At 71.2% G+C, this 20,919-nt stretch carries 20 protein-coding genes and 4 pseudogenes; 12 read left to right on the top strand and 12 right to left on the bottom strand.

The window, feature by feature from the left end:
• Both KN815_RS12525 and KN815_RS12520 read left to right on the top strand, forming a co-directional pair.
• On the top strand, nt 1-1,389 hold a 1,389-nt coding region (locus tag KN815_RS12525; protein ID WP_216341856.1), incomplete at its 5' end, for an ATP-binding cassette domain-containing protein.
• On the top strand, nt 1,386-2,894 hold the full coding sequence (locus KN815_RS12520; protein WP_216341855.1) for an ATP-binding cassette domain-containing protein: 1,509 nt from the start codon (nt 1,386-1,388) through the stop codon (nt 2,892-2,894). The genes KN815_RS12525 and KN815_RS12520, both read left to right, overlap by 4 nt.
• A gap of 167 nt (nt 2,895-3,061) precedes the next feature.
• Here the strand turns inward: KN815_RS12520 and KN815_RS12515 are convergent, their stop codons facing one another.
• A complete protein-coding gene (locus KN815_RS12515) occupies nt 3,062-3,232 on the bottom strand; it encodes a hypothetical protein (protein ID WP_216341854.1) in 171 nt (56 codons plus the stop codon).
• 618 nt (nt 3,233-3,850) lie between these two features.
• On the opposite strand from KN815_RS12515, the gene KN815_RS12510 reads away from it, so the two are divergent.
• On the top strand, nt 3,851-4,939 hold the full coding sequence (locus KN815_RS12510) for an LLM class flavin-dependent oxidoreductase (RefSeq protein ID WP_216341853.1): 1,089 nt from the start codon (nt 3,851-3,853) through the stop codon (nt 4,937-4,939).
• Nucleotides 4,936-5,583: an FMN reductase gene (locus KN815_RS12505; RefSeq protein ID WP_216341852.1), complete on the top strand. Its 648-nt coding sequence runs from the start codon at nt 4,936-4,938 to the stop codon at nt 5,581-5,583. Before KN815_RS12510 ends, KN815_RS12505 begins: the two co-directional genes overlap by 4 nt.
• Before the next feature lie 279 nt (nt 5,584-5,862).
• Here the strand turns inward: KN815_RS12505 and KN815_RS12500 are convergent, their stop codons facing one another.
• The 5 genes from KN815_RS12500 to KN815_RS12480 all read right to left on the bottom strand — a co-directional run bounded on the left by KN815_RS12500 (nt 5,863) and on the right by KN815_RS12480 (nt 11,365).
• A complete protein-coding gene (locus KN815_RS12500) occupies nt 5,863-7,470 on the bottom strand; it encodes an MFS transporter (RefSeq protein ID WP_216341851.1) in 1,608 nt (535 codons plus the stop codon).
• Nucleotides 7,467-8,207 (bottom strand): YoaK family protein, encoded by a 741-nt coding sequence (locus tag KN815_RS12495; RefSeq protein ID WP_216341850.1) that lies wholly within the window; start codon nt 8,205-8,207, stop codon nt 7,467-7,469. The genes KN815_RS12500 and KN815_RS12495 overlap by 4 nt, the downstream gene beginning before the upstream one ends.
• Nucleotides 8,188-8,712 carry a DoxX family protein gene (locus tag KN815_RS12490; protein WP_216341849.1) on the bottom strand — a complete coding sequence of 175 codons (525 nt, stop codon included), beginning with the start codon at nt 8,710-8,712 and terminating at the stop codon, nt 8,188-8,190. The genes KN815_RS12495 and KN815_RS12490 overlap by 20 nt, the downstream gene beginning before the upstream one ends.
• 38 nt (nt 8,713-8,750) lie before the next feature.
• Nucleotides 8,751-9,413 (bottom strand): hydrolase, encoded by a 663-nt coding sequence (locus tag KN815_RS12485; protein ID WP_216341848.1) that lies wholly within the window; start codon nt 9,411-9,413, stop codon nt 8,751-8,753.
• A gap of 80 nt (nt 9,414-9,493) precedes the next feature.
• The gene (locus KN815_RS12480) at nt 9,494-11,365 is read right to left on the bottom strand and encodes an amidohydrolase (RefSeq protein ID WP_253208924.1); all 1,872 of its coding nucleotides are present in this window, start codon (nt 11,363-11,365) and stop codon (nt 9,494-9,496) included.
• A 296-nt stretch (nt 11,366-11,661) separates the two neighbouring features.
• On the opposite strand from KN815_RS12480, the gene KN815_RS12475 reads away from it, so the two are divergent.
• Both KN815_RS12475 and KN815_RS12470 read left to right on the top strand, forming a co-directional pair.
• Nucleotides 11,662-12,633, top strand: a complete 972-nt coding sequence (locus tag KN815_RS12475) for an alpha/beta hydrolase (RefSeq protein WP_216341846.1) — start codon at nt 11,662-11,664, stop codon at nt 12,631-12,633.
• Nucleotides 12,634-13,494: 861 nt separating this feature from the next.
• The gene (locus KN815_RS12470) at nt 13,495-13,944 is read left to right on the top strand and encodes a 2-thiouracil desulfurase family protein (protein WP_216341845.1); all 450 of its coding nucleotides are present in this window, start codon (nt 13,495-13,497) and stop codon (nt 13,942-13,944) included.
• Nucleotides 13,945-14,183: 239 nt separating this feature from the next.
• Here the strand turns inward: KN815_RS12470 and KN815_RS12465 are convergent, their stop codons facing one another.
• Together KN815_RS12465 and KN815_RS12460 are read right to left on the bottom strand one after the other, a co-directional pair.
• The gene (locus KN815_RS12465; protein WP_216341844.1) at nt 14,184-15,044 is read right to left on the bottom strand and encodes an ornithine cyclodeaminase family protein; all 861 of its coding nucleotides are present in this window, start codon (nt 15,042-15,044) and stop codon (nt 14,184-14,186) included.
• A gap of 26 nt (nt 15,045-15,070) precedes the next feature.
• Nucleotides 15,071-15,169 (bottom strand): annotated as a pseudogene (locus KN815_RS12460) (proline racemase family protein); the annotation flags it as partial.
• A 13-nt stretch (nt 15,170-15,182) separates the two neighbouring features.
• Here KN815_RS12460 and KN815_RS12455 point away from each other — a divergent pair.
• The 5 genes and pseudogenes from KN815_RS12455 to KN815_RS50220 all read left to right on the top strand — a co-directional run.
• The gene (locus tag KN815_RS12455) at nt 15,183-15,452 is read left to right on the top strand and encodes a YbhB/YbcL family Raf kinase inhibitor-like protein (protein WP_216341842.1); all 270 of its coding nucleotides are present in this window, start codon (nt 15,183-15,185) and stop codon (nt 15,450-15,452) included.
• Between the two features lie 103 nt (nt 15,453-15,555).
• Nucleotides 15,556-15,993: an SgcJ/EcaC family oxidoreductase gene (locus tag KN815_RS12450; protein WP_216341841.1), complete on the top strand. Its 438-nt coding sequence runs from the start codon at nt 15,556-15,558 to the stop codon at nt 15,991-15,993.
• 158 nt (nt 15,994-16,151) lie between these two features.
• A pseudogene (locus KN815_RS12445) lies at nt 16,152-16,331 on the top strand (RacP protein); the annotation flags it as partial.
• 13 nt (nt 16,332-16,344) lie between these two features.
• Nucleotides 16,345-16,581, top strand: a pseudogene (locus tag KN815_RS12440) (transposase); the annotation flags it as partial.
• A gap of 11 nt (nt 16,582-16,592) precedes the next feature.
• Nucleotides 16,593-17,020 (top strand): annotated as a pseudogene (locus tag KN815_RS50220) (transposase); the annotation flags it as partial.
• Between the two features lie 40 nt (nt 17,021-17,060).
• On the opposite strand, the gene KN815_RS12435 reads toward KN815_RS50220, so the two are convergent.
• The 3 genes from KN815_RS12435 to KN815_RS12425 form a co-directional block, all read right to left on the bottom strand.
• Nucleotides 17,061-17,825 carry an NAD(P)-binding domain-containing protein gene (locus KN815_RS12435; protein ID WP_253208922.1) on the bottom strand — a complete coding sequence of 255 codons (765 nt, stop codon included), beginning with the start codon at nt 17,823-17,825 and terminating at the stop codon, nt 17,061-17,063.
• Nucleotides 17,826-18,002: 177 nt separating this feature from the next.
• Nucleotides 18,003-18,371, bottom strand: coding sequence for a hypothetical protein (locus KN815_RS12430; protein ID WP_216341839.1), 369 nt, complete (start codon nt 18,369-18,371; stop codon nt 18,003-18,005).
• Nucleotides 18,368-18,583 (bottom strand): hypothetical protein, encoded by a 216-nt coding sequence (locus KN815_RS12425; protein ID WP_216341838.1) that lies wholly within the window; start codon nt 18,581-18,583, stop codon nt 18,368-18,370. Before KN815_RS12425 ends, KN815_RS12430 begins: the two co-directional genes overlap by 4 nt.
• A 970-nt stretch (nt 18,584-19,553) precedes the next feature.
• Between KN815_RS12425 and KN815_RS12420 the strand changes: the two genes are divergently transcribed.
• The gene (locus KN815_RS12420) at nt 19,554-20,261 is read left to right on the top strand and encodes a GNAT family N-acetyltransferase (RefSeq protein WP_216341837.1); all 708 of its coding nucleotides are present in this window, start codon (nt 19,554-19,556) and stop codon (nt 20,259-20,261) included.
• 98 nt (nt 20,262-20,359) lie between these two features.
• Here the strand turns inward: KN815_RS12420 and KN815_RS12415 are convergent, their stop codons facing one another.
• Nucleotides 20,360-20,878: a GNAT family N-acetyltransferase gene (locus tag KN815_RS12415; RefSeq protein ID WP_216341836.1), complete on the bottom strand. Its 519-nt coding sequence runs from the start codon at nt 20,876-20,878 to the stop codon at nt 20,360-20,362.
• Between the last annotated feature and the right edge of the window lie 41 nt (nt 20,879-20,919).

Raw genomic sequence — 20,919 nt, 5'->3', positions numbered from 1 at the left:
CGGGTGCGGTCCGCGCTGCGCGCCCGCGTCCTGCGCGCGGCCCTGCCGGGGTGGGCACCGCGCCGGGGACTCGCGGACGTCGTCTATGCCGAGGCCCTGGACGCCGAGGTCGCCCGCCTCGACGACTGGCTCACCGACTACGTCCCCGCCCGCCGCGCGATGCTGCTCGGCAGCGGTGTCGTCCTCGCCGCCATCGCTCTGCGGAGCTGGTTCGTGGCCCTCCTGCTGGTGCTGGCCACCCCGCTGCTGCCGGCCAACCTCAAGGTCATCGGGATGGGGACGAAGGCGGCCGTACAGGCCCAGCTCGGTGCCGTCCGCACGCTGCACGGCCGGCTCCTGGACCAGATGCGCGGACTGCCGACCCTGGTCGGGCTCGGTGCGCAGGAGACGGCGGCACGGGCCCTGCGCCGGGACGACGAGGAACTCGCCCGCCGCACCACCCTCGTCCTGCGGGTGGCCTTCCTGTCCACCGCCTGGGTGGAACTGCTCATCACGGGCACGCTCGCCGTCGTCGCCACCTACTGCGGCCTGGTGCTCCTGGACTACCTGCGCCTGCCCGCCGTACCGGACCACATGAGCCTCGCGACCGCCCTGTTCGTGCTGACGCTCACCCCCGCCTACTTCGCCCCGGCGCGGGAACTGGCCCGCGGCTATCACGCCCGCGCCCAGGCGGCGGCCGCGGCCGACCTGATCGCCGGGGCCATGCGGGGTACGGCCCCCGAGGGCCGCCGCCCGGCCGCCCGCGGCGCCGCGCCCCTGTCCGTCCGCCTTCGCGAGGTGTCCGTCGTCCATCCCGGACGGGCGCGGCCCGCCCTGGACCGGGTCGAACTGGACATCCGCGCCGGGGAGTTCATGGTCGTCACCGGCCCGAGCGGCGCCGGCAAGTCCACGCTCCTGTCCGTGGCGGCGGGACTGCTGGTGCCCGACCGTGGCAGCGTCCTGCACGGGCCCGAGGGGGCGACTCCCGCGAACGTGGCCTGGGCCGGCCAGCCGGGCTTCCTGCTCCCGGGGAGTGTGCGTGAGAACCTCCGGCTCGCCCGGCCCGACGCCACGGACCCCGAACTCCTCGCCGTCTTCGACGAACTGGGCTTCGCCGGTCTCCTGGCCGCGCTGCCCGATGGACTGGACACACCCGTGGGCGAACGCGGCTTCGGCCTCTCCTCCGGCCAGTCGCAGCAACTGGTCTTCGTCCGAGCCATGTTGCGGGACGCCCCGCTGCTCTGCCTGGACGAACCGACCGCACATCTCGACCCGGACGCCGAGACGGCCATGGTGACGGCACTGCGCCACCTGGCCCGGCACCGGACCGTCCTGCTGGCCACCCACAGCCCGGCCTTCCTGCCCCTCGCCGACCGGGTGATCACCCTGGAGCAGGGGAGGCTCGCATGACCCCGGCACGACCGCTGCGGCTGCTGACGTCGGCGGCCCGACGGCGCGATCTGCTGTACGGCCTGCTCCTCGCCGGGGCGGCCGAACTGTCCGCCGCCACCCTGCTCGGGGTGTCCGGCTGGTTCCTCACGGCGTGCGCCCTGGTGACGGTACGGGCCGACACCACGTGGTCGTGGATGTATCCGTCCGCCGCCGTACGCGTCCTCGCCCTGTCGCGCACCGGGCTGCGCTACGCGGAGCGCCTGGTCAGTCACCGTGTCCTGCTCAACGCCACGGTGGCGCTCCGGGCCCGGCTGGTGCGCGGCGGCGCGGCCCTGCCGACGCGGGAGCTGCGCGCGCTGCGGGACGGAGCCCTGCTGAGCCGGCTCACCGACGACGTCACGACTGTCGGCGCGCTCCACACCGACGTCCTGGCCCCTGTGGCGAGTACGACGGTGACGGCGGCGGTCGTGACCGGGCTGCTGTGGCACGCCGACACATGGCTGGGTGCGGCGGAACTGCTGGTGTTCCTGCTCGCCGCCGCGACCGCCGTGGCGGCGCACCGACGCGCGGAGGACGCGGTACGGCGGTCGGCGCTGGAGCGGGCCGTCGTACGGACCGAACTCCTCGGCGCACGGGACGCGTTGCCCGAACTGATCTGCCTCGACGCGGTGACGCCGGCCCGGGTCCGGATCGCGGAGGCGCTGGAGCGCGCCCATCGTGCCGACGAGGACGCCCGACGGGCCCTGCGCGCCGGCCGGTCGGCCCTCCGGCTGCTGGGCGCGCTCGGCCAGTGTCTCGTCCTGCTCCTCGCCCTGGACCTCGCGGCGACGGCGCAGTCCGTGTCCGCCGCGATCGGTGAGGTCCTGCTGATCGCCGCCGGATACGAGCTCGTCGAGCAACTGCCGAGGGTGCTGCCGGCGTACGGCCGGGCGCGCGCCGCGGCGGAGCGGCTGGCCCCGCTGGACGCCGTCCATGACCTGTCGGCGGGGGAGACACCGGTGACCCTCGACGCCGAGCCGGGCACCACCACCCTGGTGACCGGCCCCAACGGCAGTGGAAAGAGCACGCTGTTGGCCCAACTGGCGGGCCGCGCGACCCCGCAGGCCCGGACCCTGGTCGAGGCCGAGGACTGGCTCGCCGACGCGACCGTCGCCGAGAACCTGCGGCTGGCCGCCCCGGACGCGGACCCGGAACGGCTCACCGAGGTGCTGGGCCTGGTCGACCTGGACGACATCCCACCGGACTTCGCGGTGGGTACGAACGGCAGCAGGCTCTCCCAGGGCCAGCGCCGCCGGCTCGCCCTCGCGCGAGCCGTGCTGCGCGACCCGCCGGTCCTGCTGCTGGACGAGCCGACCGCCGGACTCGACCGGGCCACCGCCCGCCGCGTCCTGGGCGCCGTCCGCTCCGCGCTTCCCGCCACCGCTTTCGTGATCGCATTGCCCGACCGTGACCACGACCTCCTCCCCTTTCCGGTTGACGGCCGGATCGAACTGATGGCCCGAGGGACGATGGAGCGCGTATGACCGACGAGGCGATGGGTGACGAGGCGGAGGGCGCGATGCGGTGATCCCCGTATCCGAGGGCGTCTGACGGAGCGGCGACGCAGCGGACGCGTGTGGGCGCGGGGACGGTTTCCGTCCCCGCGCCCACGCTGTTTCCAGGAGTGTCTGTCGGCGCGTCTTCGGTCGGGTCAGCGGGACAACGGGCGGTGGAGGCGGGCGGTGAGGAGGTTCGGGTCCCGCTGGGTGAGGCAGGCGGCGTCGGCCACGTACACCGTGCCGCCGCGGACGGCGACGGAGGCGGGGTTCTGTAATCCGTCGGTGTGGTCGAGGACGACGGTGTGGCCGCCGTTCCCGGACACCAGGGCCACCTCGCTGCCGGCGTTGAGGGCCGCGAGGAGCTGGTCGCCGTGACCCGTGAACGCGAAGTCGTCGACACCGGTCAGACCCGTCGCGACGGTGCGGATCGCGCCCGGGGCGCCGTCGTGGCGGACCGGGACGACCGTTGGGCAGCGCGTCGGCGGGCAGTGCCGCGATGCGCTCCGGGCTGCCGCCGGGACGCAGCCGCCAGACGCCGGTGAGGGTGTCGGTGCCGGTGGCGTAGAGGAAGCAGAGCGTGTGTTCGTGGCCTTGGACGATGCCGCCGAGGAAGGACGACCCGAGCACGGGGGTCCGGGCGCCCGAGGGCGGCGCGGGAAGCGTCGCGAGGACGCGGACCGCGCCGCTGGCGAGTGCGGTGGTACCCACCACGGCCGCGGCAAGAACCGTACGAGATGCCATGGCCCCGACCGTAGGCAACGCCCGGCCCGGCCACATGCCTCCTGGCGCACGGCGTCGCGCCGCGGAGCGCCAGGCCCAGGGGCAGGGCACTGGAGGGTTCGTTCCGGTGCGCGCACGGTCATGGCGGCCGGGCGGGCGGCCGCTAGCGTTCGGCGCATCCCACGCATGCGCGACGCAACTCGCCGGAAGAAGAGAAACTCATGCAATTCGGCATCTTCACGGTCGGTGATGTGACGACCGACCCGACCACGGGACGTACTCCCTCGGAGCACGAGCGCATCAAGGCGATGGTCGCCATCGCGCTCAAGGCGGAGGAGGCCGGCCTCGACGTCTTCGCGACCGGCGAGCACCACAACCCGCCGTTCGTGCCCTCCTCGCCGACCACGATGCTCGGTCACATCGCCGCCCGCACCGAGAAGCTGATCCTGTCCACCGCCACGACTCTGATCACCACCAACGACCCGGTGAAGATCGCCGAGGACTACGCGATGCTCCAGCACCTGGCCGACGGCCGGGTGGACCTGATGCTGGGCCGCGGCAACACCGGGCCCGTCTACCCGTGGTTCGGGCAGGACATCCGGCGGGGCCTCGACCTCGCCAAGGAGAACTACGCGCTGCTGCGCCGCCTGTGGCGCGAGGACGTCGTCGACTGGGAGGGGACGTTCCGCACCCCGCTCCAGGGGTTCACCGCCACACCCCGTCCGCTGGACGGCGTGCCGCCGTTCGTCTGGCACGGTTCGATCCGGTCCCCGGAGATAGCCGAACAGGCGGCCTTTTACGGTGACGGCTTCTTCCACAATAACATCTTCTGGCCGGCCGACCACACCCGGCGCATGGTCCAGTTGTACCGGCGGCGGTACGCCTTCCACGGCCACGGCCTGCCCCAGGAGGCGATCGTCGGGCTCGGCGGCCAGGTGTTCATGCGGAAGAACTCCCAGGACGCGATACGGGAGTTCCGCCCCTACTTCGACAACGCGCCCGTCTACGGGCACGGGCCGTCCCTGGAGGACTTCACCGAGCAGACCCCGCTGACCGTGGGCTCCCCCCAGCAGGTCATCGAGCGGACGCTGACCTTCCGCGAGACGGTCGGCGACTACCAGCGGCAACTGTTCCTGATGGACCACGCCGGGCTGCCGCTGAAGTCGGTGCTGGAGCAGATCGACATCCTGGGCGAAGCGGTCGTACCCGTCCTGCGCAAGGAGTTCGCGGCCAGGCGGCCGGCGGACGTGCCCGAGGCACCCACTCACGCGGCCCTGCTCGCCGCCGCACGGCAGGAGGCCGCCGTATGAGTCTCACCGCCACAGCCGGAGGTCGCCCGGTGAGGCTCGTCGCCGTGTCGGCCGGGCTGAGCACCCCGTCCTCCACCCGCCTACTCGCGGACCGGCTCGCCGAGGCGGTCCACGGCGAACTCGGGCCGCGGGGGTACGAGGTGGAGAGCCGCGTCGTCGAGCTGCGCGAGCTGGCTGTCGCCATCGCCAACCAACTCGTCACCGGTTTCCCGCCGCCCCCACTGGCCGCCGCCATCGACGCGATGACGGGCGCCGACGGCCTGATCGCCGTGACCCCCGTGTTCAGCGCCTCCTACAGCGGGTTGTTCAAGTCGTTCTTCGACCTGATCGACCCCGGCGCCCTCACCGGCAGGCCGGTCCTCGTCGCCGCGACGGGCGGTACGGCCCGGCACTCCCTGGTCCTGGAACACGCGCTGCGCCCGCTCTTCGCCTACCTGCGCGCCGTCGTCGTACCGACCGGCGTGTACGCGGCGTCCGAGGACTGGGGGACCGGCGGCGGCGAGTACGCCGAGGGCCTGCCCACGCGCATCCGCCGCGCGGGCGGCGAACTGGCCGCCCTGATGGCCGCCCGCCCGGCCGAGCCGGAGCCCGGGGATGAGATCAGCGCTCTCGAACGGCACCTGTCCGACCTGCGGTTCGACTGAGAAGAACGCGCGCGTTCACGTTCTCCGGTTCGACCGAGAAGCGTGCGGGTGATGTGGCGCAACAGCGCCGCGTTCGGCCGCCAGGGGTTCCCTGGCGGCCGTACCACCATCACCTTCCAGCTCGGCGCGTGCCGGGCGAACGCGCGCCGAGGCCCGGCGCGTCCCCGCCCTGGCCGTCCCCCGCGCTCTGCGCGAGCCGGGCGGTGCTGAGCGGCGGAGTCGGCCGCATGGTCCGCCTGGCGCGGGCCAACCTCCGCAACATTTGCCCGCCCTTGAGGCTCAGGGCGGTATCGCCGGTCCCGCCGAGGTGTCGAAGGCGTGCGTCACCTCGGGCGCGGTGCCCGGGGTGAGCAGCGCTCGGGCCTCCTCCTCGAACCGGCGGTCGGTGGCCGTCAGCCGGACGTGGTGCTGGGCGTGGTGCTCCGCCCAGGAGGAGACGAGGTAGTTCTCGACGAAGCGCTCCGGGTCGTGGCCGTCCTGGTAGAGGCCCCAGGACAGGGCTCCGGTACGGCGCCGGGAGCGGGCCACGCGGCGCATCCGGTCCCTGAACTCGGCCCGTCGCTCCGCCGGGACCCGGTAGACGACGGAGACCAGGACCGGGCCGTCGGCCTCCCCCGGCTCGAACACGAGGGGAGGCGCGGGCCAGTGGTCCGACGGCGTGGGGTTGATGCCCTCGGCCTCGTGCAGCGGCCACCGCCGTACGCTGGCCGCACTGAGCAGCATGGCGCCGCCGGCGATCAGCAGACAGGTGCTCAGCCCGAGCCAGTCGGCCACCGCACCCCACAGGGGCGCCGCCAGCGCCTGCCCGCCCTGGAAGACCAGCAGGTACACGGCGAGCCCGCGCGCCCTGACCCAGCCCGGGAGCCGCGTCTGCACGGCCGCGTTGAGCGTGGACAGAACGGCGATCCAGGCGAGGCCCGCGGGCAGCAGAGCGAGCGCGACCAGCCCCGGCACATGGACCGTGGCCAGCACCGCGAGCACCCCGGCGAACACCAGGGCGCCGCCGGCGAGGATGCCGTTGGCGCCGAGCAGGCGACGGGCGCGGGGCAGCAGGAAGGCCCCGCCCACCGCGCCGGCCCCCACCGCCGCGAGCAGCAGTCCGTAGCCACCCGAGCCGAGGCCCAGGGAGCGGCTCGCGGCCAGCGGCAGCAGGGCCCACAGCGCGGCACCGCCGGGGATGAACAGGAGCGTGCGGAGCAGAACGCGGCGGACGCCGGGCGCGTTCCAGACGTAGCGGCGGCCGGCGTACAGGGCGGCCAGCAGCCCTTCGTTCCGGGCGGGCGGGGCGGCCGCCGCGGCGGGGCGCCGCCACAGCAGCAGGACCGCCGCGACGCCCAGATAGGACGCCGCGTTGAAGGCGAAGACCCAGCCCGCGCCCGCCGCCGCGACCACCGCCCCGCCGAGCGCCGGGCCGACGGCACGGGCCAGGTTCATGTTCACCGCGCCCAGCGCCGCCGCCTGACCGAGCCGTTCCCGCCCCACCAGCTCGGGCTGGATGGCCTGCCAGGCCGGGCCCATCAGCGCGGTCCCGCAGCCCAGCAGGAAGGTCAGGAGCAGCAGTACCGTCGGTGACAGGGCGTCCAGGAACGCCAGCACGGCGAGCGCACTCGACACCGCGAGCATCGCGAACTGCGCGGTCACCAGCACCGAGCGCCGCTCGAAGCGGTCGGCTATCACCCCGGAGGGCAGGGCCAGCAGCACGACCGGCAGGCTGGCGGCCGTCTGCACCAGCGTCACCAGCGCGGCGCTGTCCCCGACCAGCAGCCACTGGGCGCCCACCGTCTGCATCCAGCTACCGATGTTGGAGACCAACTGGGCGATCCACAGCGCCCGGAAGACGCGCGCCGCGAGCGGCGCCCACGGGGAGTCGGTGGCAGCGTCGCTCATGCTGCTCCCGACCGGGTCCAGGCGGGGGCGCCGCCGGACAGTCGGTGCGTCGTCAGGGAGGTCAGGGCCAGGAGCAGCAGGGCCAGGCCCAGGGTGAGCACCAGATGGCCGTGGAGCAGGAGTTGGGTTCCGGCGAACGCGCCGAGCAGCATGGCGAGCACGGACAGGATCCGGCGGCCCGGCCGGGGCGCGGCACCGCCCGCCGGGGTGGAGTCCGCGGCCAGGCCCGTCAGGGTCAGCGTCAGGACGGTCGTGGTCAGGTCGGGGACGCCGAGGCGTCGGGCCACCGCGTTCTGGAGGCCCATGCCGAGCCCGAGAAACACGATCAGCGTGTACTGCACACCGGTGCCGACCCGGCCGTCGGTGACCGCGGTGACGGCCACCGTGACGGCGACCAGCACGGTCTGCACGGCCGTCGCCGTCTTCAGCAGAGTCCCTCGGTGTGCGGCGAACCGGGTGCCCAGCCGCCCCCCGGCCAGTGCCCCGACGAGGAACGCGGCCAGGGCGACGACGGAGGCGAACGCGGACAGGTTCGGGGCGCCCGCCAGCGCGAAGCCGAGGAACACCACGTTGCCGGTCATGTTGGCGACGAAGACATGCCCGAGCGACAGATAACTCACCGCGTCGACCAGTCCGGTGACCACCGTCAGCGCCAGCATCAGGGGAGGCAGCGGGCCGTGGCGGTCGTCCCGGGGCGGTACCAGCGTGTGGAGCGCGTCAGTCAGCAGCCCGCGCACGGGGAGCTCCTTCCGGTGCGGTGGGGGTGCGGTGCAGCACCGCGCGGGTGAGCAGCCCGCTCGTGGGGCCGATGACGATCGTCGCGAGGACGAGCCACAGCGGCCACGGGGTGAGGCCCAGCGCGTGGTCGACGGACCACCGGCCGGGCCCGGTGAGGGCCAGGGACACCGAGATGACGACGAGGACCAGCGGATACTCGTACCCGTCGTTCTGCACCCACAGGCCCTTGGGCCACTTGACCGTGCCCGCGACCGTCATCACGCCCATCGCCGCCATCGCCGCCAGTGGCGTGAGCAGTCCGGCTGCCAGGAACAGACCGGCGCCGATCTGGCTGCCGCCCGCGACGATCGCGGTCAGCCGCCCGCCGCGGAAACCGTCGTGCCGGAACTCCTCCGTTCCACCCACCAAGCCGTTGCCCCCGAGGTGGAAGCTCACCTTCTGCACTCCGTGACCGGCGATGAGGAGTCCCGCCAGCAGCCGGAGGACCAGCAGTCCAGCATCCATGTCTTCCTGCCTGTTCCTGACTCGTCCGTGACGTCTGCTCAGCCGGCGGTGTTGGCGCCGATCATGGTCTGGGCGTAGACCAGGCCGAGGCCGTAGGCGCCGCCGTGCTCCTTGACCACGTTCGTCGCCGCCTCGTACGTCCCCGTGCGGGCCCAGTCGCGCTGGAACTCCAGGAGCACCTGGAGCCAGGTGACCGGGACGGCACCGCCCTGGACCATGCGCTGGACGGCGTGCTCATGGGCCTGCGGGGTGACACCGCCGGACGCGTCGGCGACCACGTAGACCTCGTAGCCCTGGGCGATGGCGGAGAGGGCCGGCAGGACCACGCACACCTCGGTCCACAGACCGGCGATGACGAGCTTCTCGCGACCGGTCGCCTTGACGGCCTCGACGAACGCCGCGTCCTCCCAGGCGTTCATCGAGGTGCGGTCGATGATCTGCCGGCCGGGGAAGACGTCCGCGAGCTGCGGCAGGATGGGGCCGGAGAAGGACTCGGCGGCCACGGTGCTCAGCACGACCGGCACGTCGAACGCCTTGGCGGCCTTGGCCAGACCCAGGGTGGAGTTGATGATCGCGGTGCGGTCGCCGCTGGCGGTGCCGAAGAACATCTGCGGCTGGTGGTCCACGAACAGCACGGCGCAGTTGTCGGGGGTCAGCAGATCGGGGCTGGGGGCAGCGGTCACCTGGGCGATGTCGACCATGACGAAGAACCTTTCTCAGCAAAGGGTGGGATGGTGCCCCGGAAGGAGGAAGGGCAAGTGCCGTCCTTCTTCCGGGAGTCTCAGAGGAAGCAGGGGTCGGACGGCGTGGCGGCGCCGTCCGGAATCAGGCCGCGCCGGACCCGCCACGCCCGGTGCAGCTCGGACTCGGCGACGGCCTCGCCCAGCGCCTCCGCCTGGCGTACGCCCGCCGGTCCGCGCGGGGCCGCCTGGTAGCCGCCGAAGTGCGCCACCGGGCTCCAGCCGGGGGTGATGGCCGGCAGCTCCTCGTCGAGGCCCGCGTACTCGCCGGCGGCGTAGACGATCCGGCCGCCGGTGACCGTGAGCAGCGACTCGATGTGGGCGATCTCCGGCTCGGGCACGGTGAAGTAGTCGTCGGAGAGGATCGCGAGATCCGCGAAGAAACCCGGGCGCAGGATGCCCTTGACCCCCTCCTCACCCGTCAGTTCGGCGCCGGCCCGGGTGAACATGCGCAGGGCTGTCTGCCGGTCGACACGGTTGGACCGGGGGCGGAGCACGAGGTCACCGGCGTTGCGCCCGCTGATCAGCCAGTGCAGGGCGACCCACGGGTTGTAGGTGGAGACCCGGGTGGCGTCGGTGCCGGCGGCCACGGTCAGCCCGCGCTCCAGCATCTCCCGGACCGGCGGGGCGTCGGCGGCGGCACCGGGGCCGTAGCGGCGCAGGAATGCCTCGCCCTGGAAGGACAGGCGGTTCTGCACGGACATCGCACCGCCGAGCGTGGCCACGCGGTCGAGGCTCTCCGCCGACACGGTCTCCGCGTGGTCGAACAACCACCGGTTCCCGGCCGGGAAGAGGCCCTCGGCGGCCAGCTTCTCGAAGACCGCGAGATCCCGGCGGATGGTCTCGTCGTAGGTGGCGTGCAGCCGAAATCCCCAGCCGTTCGCCATGAGAAGACGCACCGCCTTCTCGAACTCCGTCTCGTAGTCGTCGAGTTCGGGACGTGGCTGGTTGAAGTTCTCGAAGTCGGCGGCCGCCCAGGTCAGGTTCTCGCCCGCGCCGTTGAGACGCAGCCATTCGTCGCCGTCCCCGTAGTCCGCCATCTCGATCCAGCGGGTGAGGTCGGCCACCTCCTGGCCCGGGGTCTGCGGGAAGAGGTGATAGGCGATGCGCAGCGACAGCTCACCGGCCTCGGCCAGCTCGATGACGGTGCTGTAGTTCTCGGGGAAGTTCTGGAAGCCGCCGGCCGCGTCGATCGCCGACGTCAGCCCGAACCGGTTCAGCTCGCGCAGGAAATGCCGGGTCGAGGACTTCCGGTGCTCCTCGCTCAGCACCGGCGCCTTGGCCAGCGTCGAATAGAGGACGAGGGCGCTGGGCGCGGCCAGCAGCATGCCCGTCGGCTCCCCATCCCGGCCACGCACGATCTGGCCGCCCCTCGGGTCGGGGGTGTCCTTGTCGAAACCGGCGGCCTTCAGCGCCGCCCGGTTGAGGACGGCCGACTGGTACAGGTGCAGGACGAACACCGGGGTGTCCGGGGCGGCCGCGTTCAGCTCGGCGACGGTCGGCAACCGCCGTTCGGCGAACTGCTCGGCCGACCAGCCGCCCACCACCCGCACCCACTGGCCCCCCGGGGTACGCGCGGCCTGCTCGCGCAGCATCGCCAGGCCCTGCCGCAGCGTGGGCACCCCGTCCCAGCGCAGCTCCAGTACGTAGTTGAGCCCGCCACGAATCACATGCAGATGGGCGTCGTTGAGACCCGGGACCACCCGTCGGCCGAGCGCGTCGACCACCTTGGTGGCCGAACCGACGTGCGGGGCCACGTCCTTGTCGTCGCCGACGACCGTGATCACACCGTTCCGGACGGCCATCGCCCCCGCCTGCGGGCGGTTCGGGTCTCCGGTGTGGATTTTCGCGTTGCGGACGACGAGCTCTGCGGGATCGTCGACGGCCTGAGGAGCCAGACCGCCGACCGGCATTGAGGACACGCTTGCGGGACCCCCTCCGGGATGGGAATTGCGGTGCCGGGGTCCGTGTTCGCCGTCGAATCAGAGGTGAACCGCGACCGCCGAACCGTTACGTTAGGGCCGGTTCCAGCCGCGGTGTGTCCCGTGCGCGCACTCGCACCGGCCCCGCAGCGCACCGCCTGCGCACGTGCGCCGCGGGGCCGCCGAAAGTGCGCTTGCGGGCAACTGCCCGGCGCACAGGGCTCCTACGGTGGGTCGCGGCGGCGCCGGACCGACCGGTGTGCCCCACGCAATCCCAGGAGACTCACATGCCCGAAGCCTTCACGCCCGTCAAGCCGGTGCTCGAACCCGCCGCCCAGGACTTCGTCGAGGCCACCGCCAACCCGCCCTACCTCTTCGACCTCGCCCCGGCGGACGGCCGCAAGGCCGTCGACGAGGTGCAGTCCGGCGAGATCGCCAAGCCGGTGATCGACGAGGAGTGGATCACGGTTTCCGGCGGCCCCACGGGCACCGTCCGGGCGCGCATCGTCAAGCCCGCCGGCGCCACGGGCACCCTGCCGGTCATCATCTACATCCACGGCGCCGGCTGGGTCTTCGGCAATGCCCACACCCACGACCGCCTGGTGCGCGAACTCGCCGTCGGCGCCAACGCCGCGGTCGTCTTTCCCGAGTACGACCTCTCGCCGGAGGTACGCTACCCGGTCGCCATCGAGCAGAACTGGACCGTAGCGCGATGGGTGGTGGAGCAGGGTGCGACCAAGGACCTGGACGCCACCCGGATCGCGGTGGCCGGTGACTCGGTCGGCGGCAACATGGCCGCCGCCCTCACTCTGATGGCGAAGGAGCGCGGCGGTGTCCCGCTGCTCCAGCAGGTGCTGTTCTACCCGGTGACCGACGCGAGCTTCGACACCAACTCCTACCACCAGTTCGCCACCGGCTACTTCCTGCGCCGCGACGGCATGCAGTGGTTCTGGGACCAGTACACGACCGACGAGGCCGAGCGCGCCCAGATCACCGCCTCCCCGCTGCGCGCCACCACCGAGCAGCTCAAGGACCTGCCCCCGGCCCTGGTCATCACCGCCGAGGCCGACGTCCTGCGCGACGAGGGCGAGGCCTACGCAAATAAGCTGCGCGAGGCCGGCGTGTCCGTCACCGCCGTCCGCGTCCAGGGCATCATCCACGACTTCGTGATGCTCAACGCCCTGCGCGAGTCGCACGCCGCCGAAGCCGCCATCTCCCTGGCCGTGCGCACCCTGCACGCGGCCCTGTACACCGGCTGATCAGGGCGACGGCGTGACCACGAACGGACCCGTCCGCGCACGACGGCCACCCGCGCATGGAGAGCTCAAGGCGCGGGTGGCGGAGTGCGCGGAGGACCAGCACCGGCTCAGTGAGGCCGGGCCGGAGGAGTCCGCCCGCGTATCGCAGCCGTATCGGCCCGAGCGGGCGCACGCTCCTGGCCGACGACGGCCTGGGCGGCGGCACCGTCCCGGTGCGCCTGTGGGACCTGGAGCATCGCCGCACGCTCTTCGAGCAGCGGGTGCCGGGACTCGGAAAAGCAGCCGTCAGCCGGGACGACCGCCTGGTGGGGATGTGTCCGGAAGACGGACGGATACGACTCTGGCGCGTCGCCGGGCAGCGCCCGGTGACCGGAGCTCTCCATGTCTCAGACCGCCGCGCCGTCTGTGTCCACCGCACCCGGCGGCGCCACCGCGCAGCAGGGCAGTGAGTTCAGCCTCCTGCTGCGGAAGGTCAGGGGGCAGGGTCGCTCACGATGAACGCCAGAGCTACGGGCAGGTTCCCGAGCGGGACCCGGCGCCGCGTCCGGGGCGGCGCTCGTTCGCCGCGGAGTACAAGGGCAGGGAAACCTGACGGCGATCGCGGAGTCGCTCGCCGAGTGGGCGTACGGTGACGAACCCGACGCCGGGGACCTGGAGTTCGCCAGGCGGCCGCTCCTGGGCACAGTGACGATGATGCTGGCCGCCCGCGCTCGGGACGGCAGCGGTCATCCTCCAGTCTGGCCGCCTCCGGAAATTACCCGGCCCTGCTCTTCGCCCCAGTTGGTCGCGAGCTCGATCAGGGACAGATCCGCTCCGCGGACCGACGACCGCACCAGCCCACCGCATCGCTAACCTGGCGGCATGGAAGCAATCCTGGTGAGCGCGTGTCTGCGTGGGGTGCCGTGCCGCTTCGACGGACGTCATAAGGTTTCGGCGGAGTTCGAGGAGGCAGTGGCCGGTCGCGAAGTCGTCTCCTTCTGCCCAGAGGTCGCGGGCGGGCTCGCGACGCCGCGGAGGCCGGCCGAACTGGTGGGCGGTGACGGGCACGATGTGCTCGACGGGACGGCGCGGGTCGTTGCAGACACCGGGCATGACGTGACAGAGGCGTTCGTGACCGGAGCACGGCGCGCACTTGCGGCGGCGCGGCAGGGAGGCTGCACGGAGGCGCTGTTGATGCCGCGTAGTCCATCGTGCGGACAAGGTGTGGTGTACGACGGATCTTTCACCGGGGAGCTGGTGCCGGGAGACGGGGTGACGACGGCGCTGCTCGAGCGGAACGGGATCGCCGTGCGGCCCGCACCCGGCGTGTGAGGTTACATCTCCCGGCGATGGACAGGCATCCGCTCACTGTGCCGGTGGCGGGGCCGAAGCGATGAGCCGGGCCGGATGGACGCGGTGGCGTTCGGTGTGCTGGGCGGTCCGAGGACGGCCGCTGAAGCCGTCGGCGGGAACATGGGTGTTGAGCGGGGCGGCGCGTACGGCGTGGGGGAGCAGGGCCTGCCCCCCACGCTCGACACCGCACCCTCGATCGCCCGGCCAGGACGGCTAGTTCATATCCCGGCTGCCTCGAAGTGGGCCGCGGCGAGTACCAGGTCTTCCCAGGCCATGCCTACGCTCTTGAAGAAGCGCGGCCGGTCCGGGGGGATCTCGTGCCTGCCCGACACGACATCGGCCAGGCACACCAGCTCGCCGGGATCGACGGCGCCCGCCTGGACCGCCTGGACCACATCGCCGGCTTCGCGCAGCGCGGCCGAGACCGCTTCGACGACCACTGTGGACCTGGCGACGGCCGTTTCGTCGACCTCCCGGGCGTCGGGCTCGTGCGAGCCGACGGCCACGATGGTCGCCGATGCCGGCAGCAGGGCGCCGTCGAACAACGGGGTGCGTGCCGTCGTGCAGCACGCGACGATATCCGCGTGCACGATGTCGTCCACCGTGCCGACCCGCGCCCCGGCCTCGGCCGCGAAAGCGCGGGCACGGTCGGCGTTCCGGCCGATGACCGCGACGTCCTGGATCGGCCGGACGCAGCTAAGGGCCTCCAGATGGGACCGGGCCTGCGGTCCTGTTCCGAACAGGACGAGTCGGCTCGCATCCGGCCCGGCCAGCGCGTCGGCGGCCACCGCAGAGACGGCGGCGGTGCGTACGGATGTGAGGGCGATGCCGTCGAGCAGGGCCAGCGGTGTGAGGGTCTCGCCGTCCAGGAGCAGGTAGTTGCCCTGAATGCGGGGGAGGCCACGGGCCGCGTTGCCCGGTGCCGCGGTCACCATTTTCACCCCGGCGTAGTTCCCCCAGTGCGCGGGCATGAGCAGGAGCTGGCCGTGTGGCACCGGGACGACGGAGCGCGGCGGCCCGGCCTCCGGGTCCAGTCCGTCGAGCAAGCTCTTGCGCAGGACATCGATGGCGGCCGCCATGGGCGGGGCGCCTTCCAGAAACGGGATCACAGGTAGAAGCCCTCCGGGAGCGAATCCTCCGGATCGAGGAAGAACTGCGCGGTTCCGGTCAACCACGCACGACCAGTGATCGTAGTGCTGACGGCCGAAGGATCGGACATGACCAAGTGCTACGACCCCTACAGCGCGCTTCCTCCGGTACCGCCGTTCGCACTTCGCAGCACCGACGTCGACGTCGCTGACGGTGAGACCCTGGCCGCCGCCCGGCGCAGCACCCTGTTCGGCGGGCCGGGCCAGGACCGCTCCCCGCATCTGGCCTGGGACGGCCATCCGGCCGGGACGCGGAGCTTCGCGGTCACGTGCTACGGCCGACGCCAATCAGTAGTGATCCGACGGCAGATCACTATGCCCGCGAGCGGGCCGCTTTAACGACACCGCCTCTGAATAAGGCAGAGCGCCAAGACATTCTTGACTTCAAGCGCAGTTGAGGTATGAGACTCGATCTGTCCATACATCCCCCGATGGGAGACACATGAACACGGTGCGGGATGAGATCGCCGAGCTCGTGACGCGCTATGAGATCGCGTTCAATAACAACGATGCCAAAGCGATGAACGCTCTGTTCTCCAAAGACGCGGTCTTCGTGAACTTCGGCGGCAACCTGGTGTTCGGCGCCGATCTGCTGTACAGGGCACAAGCCCATGTCTTCGCTCCCGGGGGAGCGCTGGAGAATATCAACGTCCGTTACCTCGTTGAGAGCATCGTTTTCCTCACACCCGAGGTGGCCGTAGTCCACGCACGGCAACGCTCCGCAGACTCCGACGGGCAACTCCCCACGGATGACCATGACCCCATGGAAAGCATCTTTCAAATGACGCTGATGCGGGACGCCCAGAACAGATGGTGTATCCGGGTCGCTCAGAACACACCAGTGACCGCACCGCCAGTGAAGCCAGACGGCAGCCACTGACCTGGCCGTGTGGTGCCGCACCCGTGACTGTACGAGGGCGGGAACGGCGCACGACGTCCCACCCCAAACAGCATCCCGACGGGATCAGCGAGGAGGACCTGGCCGCCGAGACCGGCCTGACGCTGGACCGGCCGGAGCGGCTGATCAGGCGGCTCATCGCCGAAAACGGCTGGCCACCGTTGATCTGGACCAGGGCCGATGGCTACCAGCTCGGCGCCGAACGGGCGGCGTTGGAGGCATACGAACGGGCCGTGCTCACCGAGAAGCTGACCGAGTTCCGCCGGTTCATCACCGGCACCGTCGCCCCGCACGGCGCCGCCCACCCGCGCGACAAGTGAGTCAAGCACATCATCGCCCAGCGTCAAGGCCGCCGAATCCGTCTCCAAGGCCACCCGCGGCTACGACGCAGGCAAGAAGGTCAACGGCCGCAAGCGCCACATGGTCGTCGACACTCGCGGCCTCCCCCTCATGGCCATGGTCACCCCAGCCGACCTGCACGACTCCGCCGCAGCGAAGGAAGTCCTGTTCCGCCTCCGCCTCATGCACCCAGAGATCACGATCGTGTGGGCCGACTCCGCCTACGCGGGCCCCGTCGACCGGGCAGGACGGGCAGCAAGCATCACCTGATCACCGCCGCCACCGGCATCCCGCTCGCGCCACCTTGACCGGCGGTAGCCCCAACGACGTCACCCAGCTCATCCCGCTACGCGAAGCCGTGCCGCCGGTGCGTGGCAAGCTCGGTCGGCCCCGGCACGCCCGAACGTGGTGCTTGGCGATCGCGGCTACGACCACGACAAGTACCGCCGACTGGTCCGGGACCTGGTGTGAAGCCACTGATCGCTCGTCGCGGCACCGAGCACGGCTCCGGACGGGGCACCCAACGCCGGGTCGTGGAGCGCGCCTTCGCCCACCTGCACCGGTCCCGTCGCTTGCGGATCGCTGGGAGATCCGCGACGACATCCACGAAGCCTTCCTCACGCTCGGGTACGCACTGATCTGTTGGAGACGTCTGCGCTCAGTCTGCTGACTGGTCCAGCGGGAATAACGAGGCGGCTGTGCCGACGTAACTACTTGAGGTCGGAGAGGAGCGCGTCGAGCGCCTTGGTCAGGGCCTCGGCGTTGTCCTTGTCGAACCAGGTGGTGCGGAGGCGCTCGTTGAGTCCCTTCGGGGTCTCGTGGTCACCGGCGAGCTGCCGCAGCGAGCGCGTGTCGTCGCCCAATGCGCGACCGACGCCCTGGAAGAGGCCGCGGACGTAGCGGTCCGCGCCCTCGGCGGGAATCCCCTGCCGGGCGGCCCAGGAGGTGAGCGTGGCCAGGTACCAGTAGTGGGAGGTCAGCGTGGCCGTCAGCGCCTGGAAAACGTTGAGGGTCGCTTCGTCCTCGACGGGGAGCGTCCCACCGAGGCGGCCGAAGAAGCCGTCCACGGCCGGGTGGGAGGGGCAGGTCACGGTGACGGACCGGCGCTCGCGCGCGGAGGGGAGCGGAATGGCGCGCACCACCGGGGCGTCGGTGCCGAGCGTGTGGCGCAGCTCGCTGATGGCGACGCCGGTCATGACGCTGACCACGACGTGGTCGCTGCCGACCCGGAGCCCGGCGAGGGCCTCGGCGCGGTCCTGGGGGCGGACGGCGAGGATCACCAATGCGGAGCGGTTCAGCACGTCCTGGTTGTCGGTGCACACCTGCACGTTCGGATACCGCTGAGACAGTTCGGTTGCCGCACGGGCGCCACGGGGTGAGAGGTAGATCTCCGGGGGCTCCCCATCGCCGTCACACAGACCGTCCACGATGGCGCGGCCGATCTCGCCCACGCCGATGATCCCGATGCGGTCCACTGCTTCTCCCCGTCGTCTTGCCAGCGGTGCCCGCGCCTCGATACGCAGGCCACCGCCGAGTGTAGTTGCGAACAGTATGCGCAGAGCCTCTCCCACGGCTTCGCCCATGCCACTGCGCGGCACCCCTGGGGCATTGGTCCCGGAGCGATCCAACCGGCTCGGTTTCGCCAGGAGTTCTTAGTCCTCCTCTTCTTCCGCGTCGTGCGATGCGGAGGTCGTGGATGCCTTGCAGCATCCCGATGACGGATGCCTCCGCCCGGCCGAGAGCCTGCCGCACGCCGCCGCACGATCGGAGTCGGGCCCCACGTGCTCGGCCCAGCCGATCACAGTTTCGGCGACGTCCTCCATCTGTTCGTCCGCCAGCCGAGTCGAAGCGGTGAGCTCCAGCTCCGCCTTGGCCAGGAGAACACCGAGCAGCCGCAGACGGTCCTCCTCCTGAGGGCCCTCGGGCCGTATCTCCGGATCGAAGAGTGGCTCGGCTCCCACGGCCACCAGAGCCCGATAGATCTGGTCTGCACTGGCCGGGTGCTCGCTGCTGATGCTCACGTCTCCAACGTCACCCCGGTCGGGCTACTCATCTCGTCACAGTCGTCGTCGCAAGTCTCCGCGGTGGGATGGCCGCAGTCCTTGAAGCGGAGAGAGGTGACCTCACCCTCGGCGACAGGTGATGTGAGGGAGAGCCGGATCGTCCCGTCATCCTGGGCGTTGAAGACCACGTCCAGCACGCCGCCGCCGGGGGCGCGGGTCGACGTCGTCAACAAGTGCTCCTGGCCGAAGGCCAGAGCACCACCCATCGCCTTGATCACGGCAACAAGTAGCTCATGTGAACGACTGTCCCGAGGAATTCGGCGTCCCTGCTCAGGCCTGTCCACATCCGGTTCCGCAGTCATACCTGCTCAACGGCGCTCTGGCTCTCAAGACAACGTGTCGACCGATGCACCGGGGATTCGAAACAGGCACTGAGCTTGTCTTTTAACTGATCCGCCGTGGCTTCGTGCCGACCTTGTGGTGGGTGGGTCGTTGGCAGGGCTGGCCGGTGGCGAGGACTCTGCCCACGTCATGGCGGGTTGCTCGGTGCCGGTTCCGGGTGCCTGGCGGTCGGCCGGGGCCTGGTCGTGAGGGTTTCGGTGCTCCCGCGGGGGATGCTGCTGTCGGCCCAGGGTCTGCTTCATCATCCGGAAGGCGTGCTCGCGTCGAACCGTCGTAGGAACGCCTGCCAACAACGGTCGATGCCGGCCGCGGTCGCACCGGTCTTGGACCACCACCAGCACGTCTGGGTCGCCGTCCGTCCACTGGCCGGAGGCCACCAGCCGCTCGATGACCTCCCGGATCTGCGCACTGGTCACCGCCGCAACGTCGGCGCTGGGCGCCAGCCGAACGGCGTCCAGGATCGCTGTCCACGACGTCCTCCCGGTCTCCAGCGCGGCAACGACCGAGTACGGCCAGCCCGGAATCATCAGGTGCTTGTTCTCGCCGTACCCGTATGTGTGGCAAAAGCACCGGTCAGGGGCGGCGTCGGCGACCGGGCGCAGCCACAGTGAGTGTCCGGAACCGGGACAACATCATCAGGGACTCGATGCGGGCAGGGTTGTGCAGCAGACTCACTCTCACGGCCCTTGGTTGATCATCAGCGTCTCGACAGCGCGCCTGATCACACCAAGGCCGAACCACTGTCTCCTTGGAGGAAACTCTTCTGCCCAGGCCGTCCAGCGAAGCTAGCCTCTTGCCATGAGTTGGGACGAAGGACGCCTGCTGGCCCTGGAGATCGACGCGAACTACGGCCTCGCACCAGACCCGGACACCCCTCAAGCAACCCTGAAAGATCCTTCCCTGCTCGCGGTGTGGGCATGGTCCCCTCACGCACGTCTCCTGGCACTCGCACCCGGACTCGCGCTCCCCAGCTCCATGGACGGCATGGACCAGGAGTACAGCCCCGGCCGTCTACCCGACGCGCTTCACTGTCTGGTCGCATCCCTCGACGACCGAACGGTGTCCGTCGAGGGCGGCCCGTGTTTCGTCTTCCCGGACCGTCTCGACGTCCCAGACCCAGCCCCGCTGCCGATCATCGTCTCCACCGCCGACGGCCGGCGCACCGCTCAACACCTGATCCGGCCGGACAACTGGCAGCCCGACGAGTGGAACGAACTGATCAACGGGCGCATGGGTGAGTGGGCCATGGCCGTCCACGGCCGGGAGCCGGTGTCGATCTGCTTCACACCCGCGTCGAACGCCACCGCCGCAGAGGCAGGCATCTGGACCCGTCCCGACTTCCGCGGCAAGCGCCTCGCACCGACCGTCGTAGCCGCCTGGTCCCAGCGTGAGCACCGCACCAAGACCGTGCTCTTCTACAGCACCACCGCGGACAACCACGCCTCCCAATCCGTCGCCCACGCACTCGGCCTCACCCCACTGGGCTGGATCTGGACCGCACGTTGAAAGACAAGCTGAGCAGCCTTGAGACCTGCGCCGGCTTGGTGGCAACGGCCGAGGCCGGGGCCCGGCGAGTAATGGTCAAGATCTGTGGATCGGCGAAGTCACAGGCTGATGCTCCGATGCCATTGGATCTCGCCGTCGTGCCGTTCGTCGGTGGGCGTGAGCCCGGCGGCAGTGGCCACGGCGGCGGATGCCCGATGCTCGGGGTGGATATGGGCGATGACGGTGTGCACCGGCTGCCGGCTGAGCCAGCCGATGAGTCCTTGGGCTGCTTCGGTAGCGAAGCCTCTTCCCTGCCACGGGGTTCCCACCACCCAGGCGATCTCGGCGATGCGGCCGTGGCCGGAGGGGCTGACTGTCGCCTGGACGGTGCCCGTCAGGTCGGCCTCGTCACGGAGCCGGATCACCCAGTTCAGCCAGGAGACGGCCGGATCGGGAGAGCCCGCGGTCATGCGCTGGTAGCGCGAGCGCAGGGCCCCAGGGGTGTCCGGAGTGCCGCCGATGAAGGTGTGCAGGGCCGGGTCGGACAGTACGGCGGCCATCTCCTCGGCGTGCTCGACGCGCAGCGGCAGCAGGTCCAGCCGCCTGGTGCTGATGGCCTGGGCCGCGAGGGTGCTCACGCTGCGACCGCCTCGGGGCGTTCGACGAGCTGTGCCTTGGC

This window comes from Streptomyces niphimycinicus (genome assembly GCF_018883605.1).
Taxonomy (GTDB): domain Bacteria; phylum Actinomycetota; class Actinomycetes; order Streptomycetales; family Streptomycetaceae; genus Streptomyces; species Streptomyces niphimycinicus.
The sequence above is the reverse complement of the archived record's forward strand: the minus strand, read 5'-3'. Positions and strand labels throughout refer to the sequence as shown.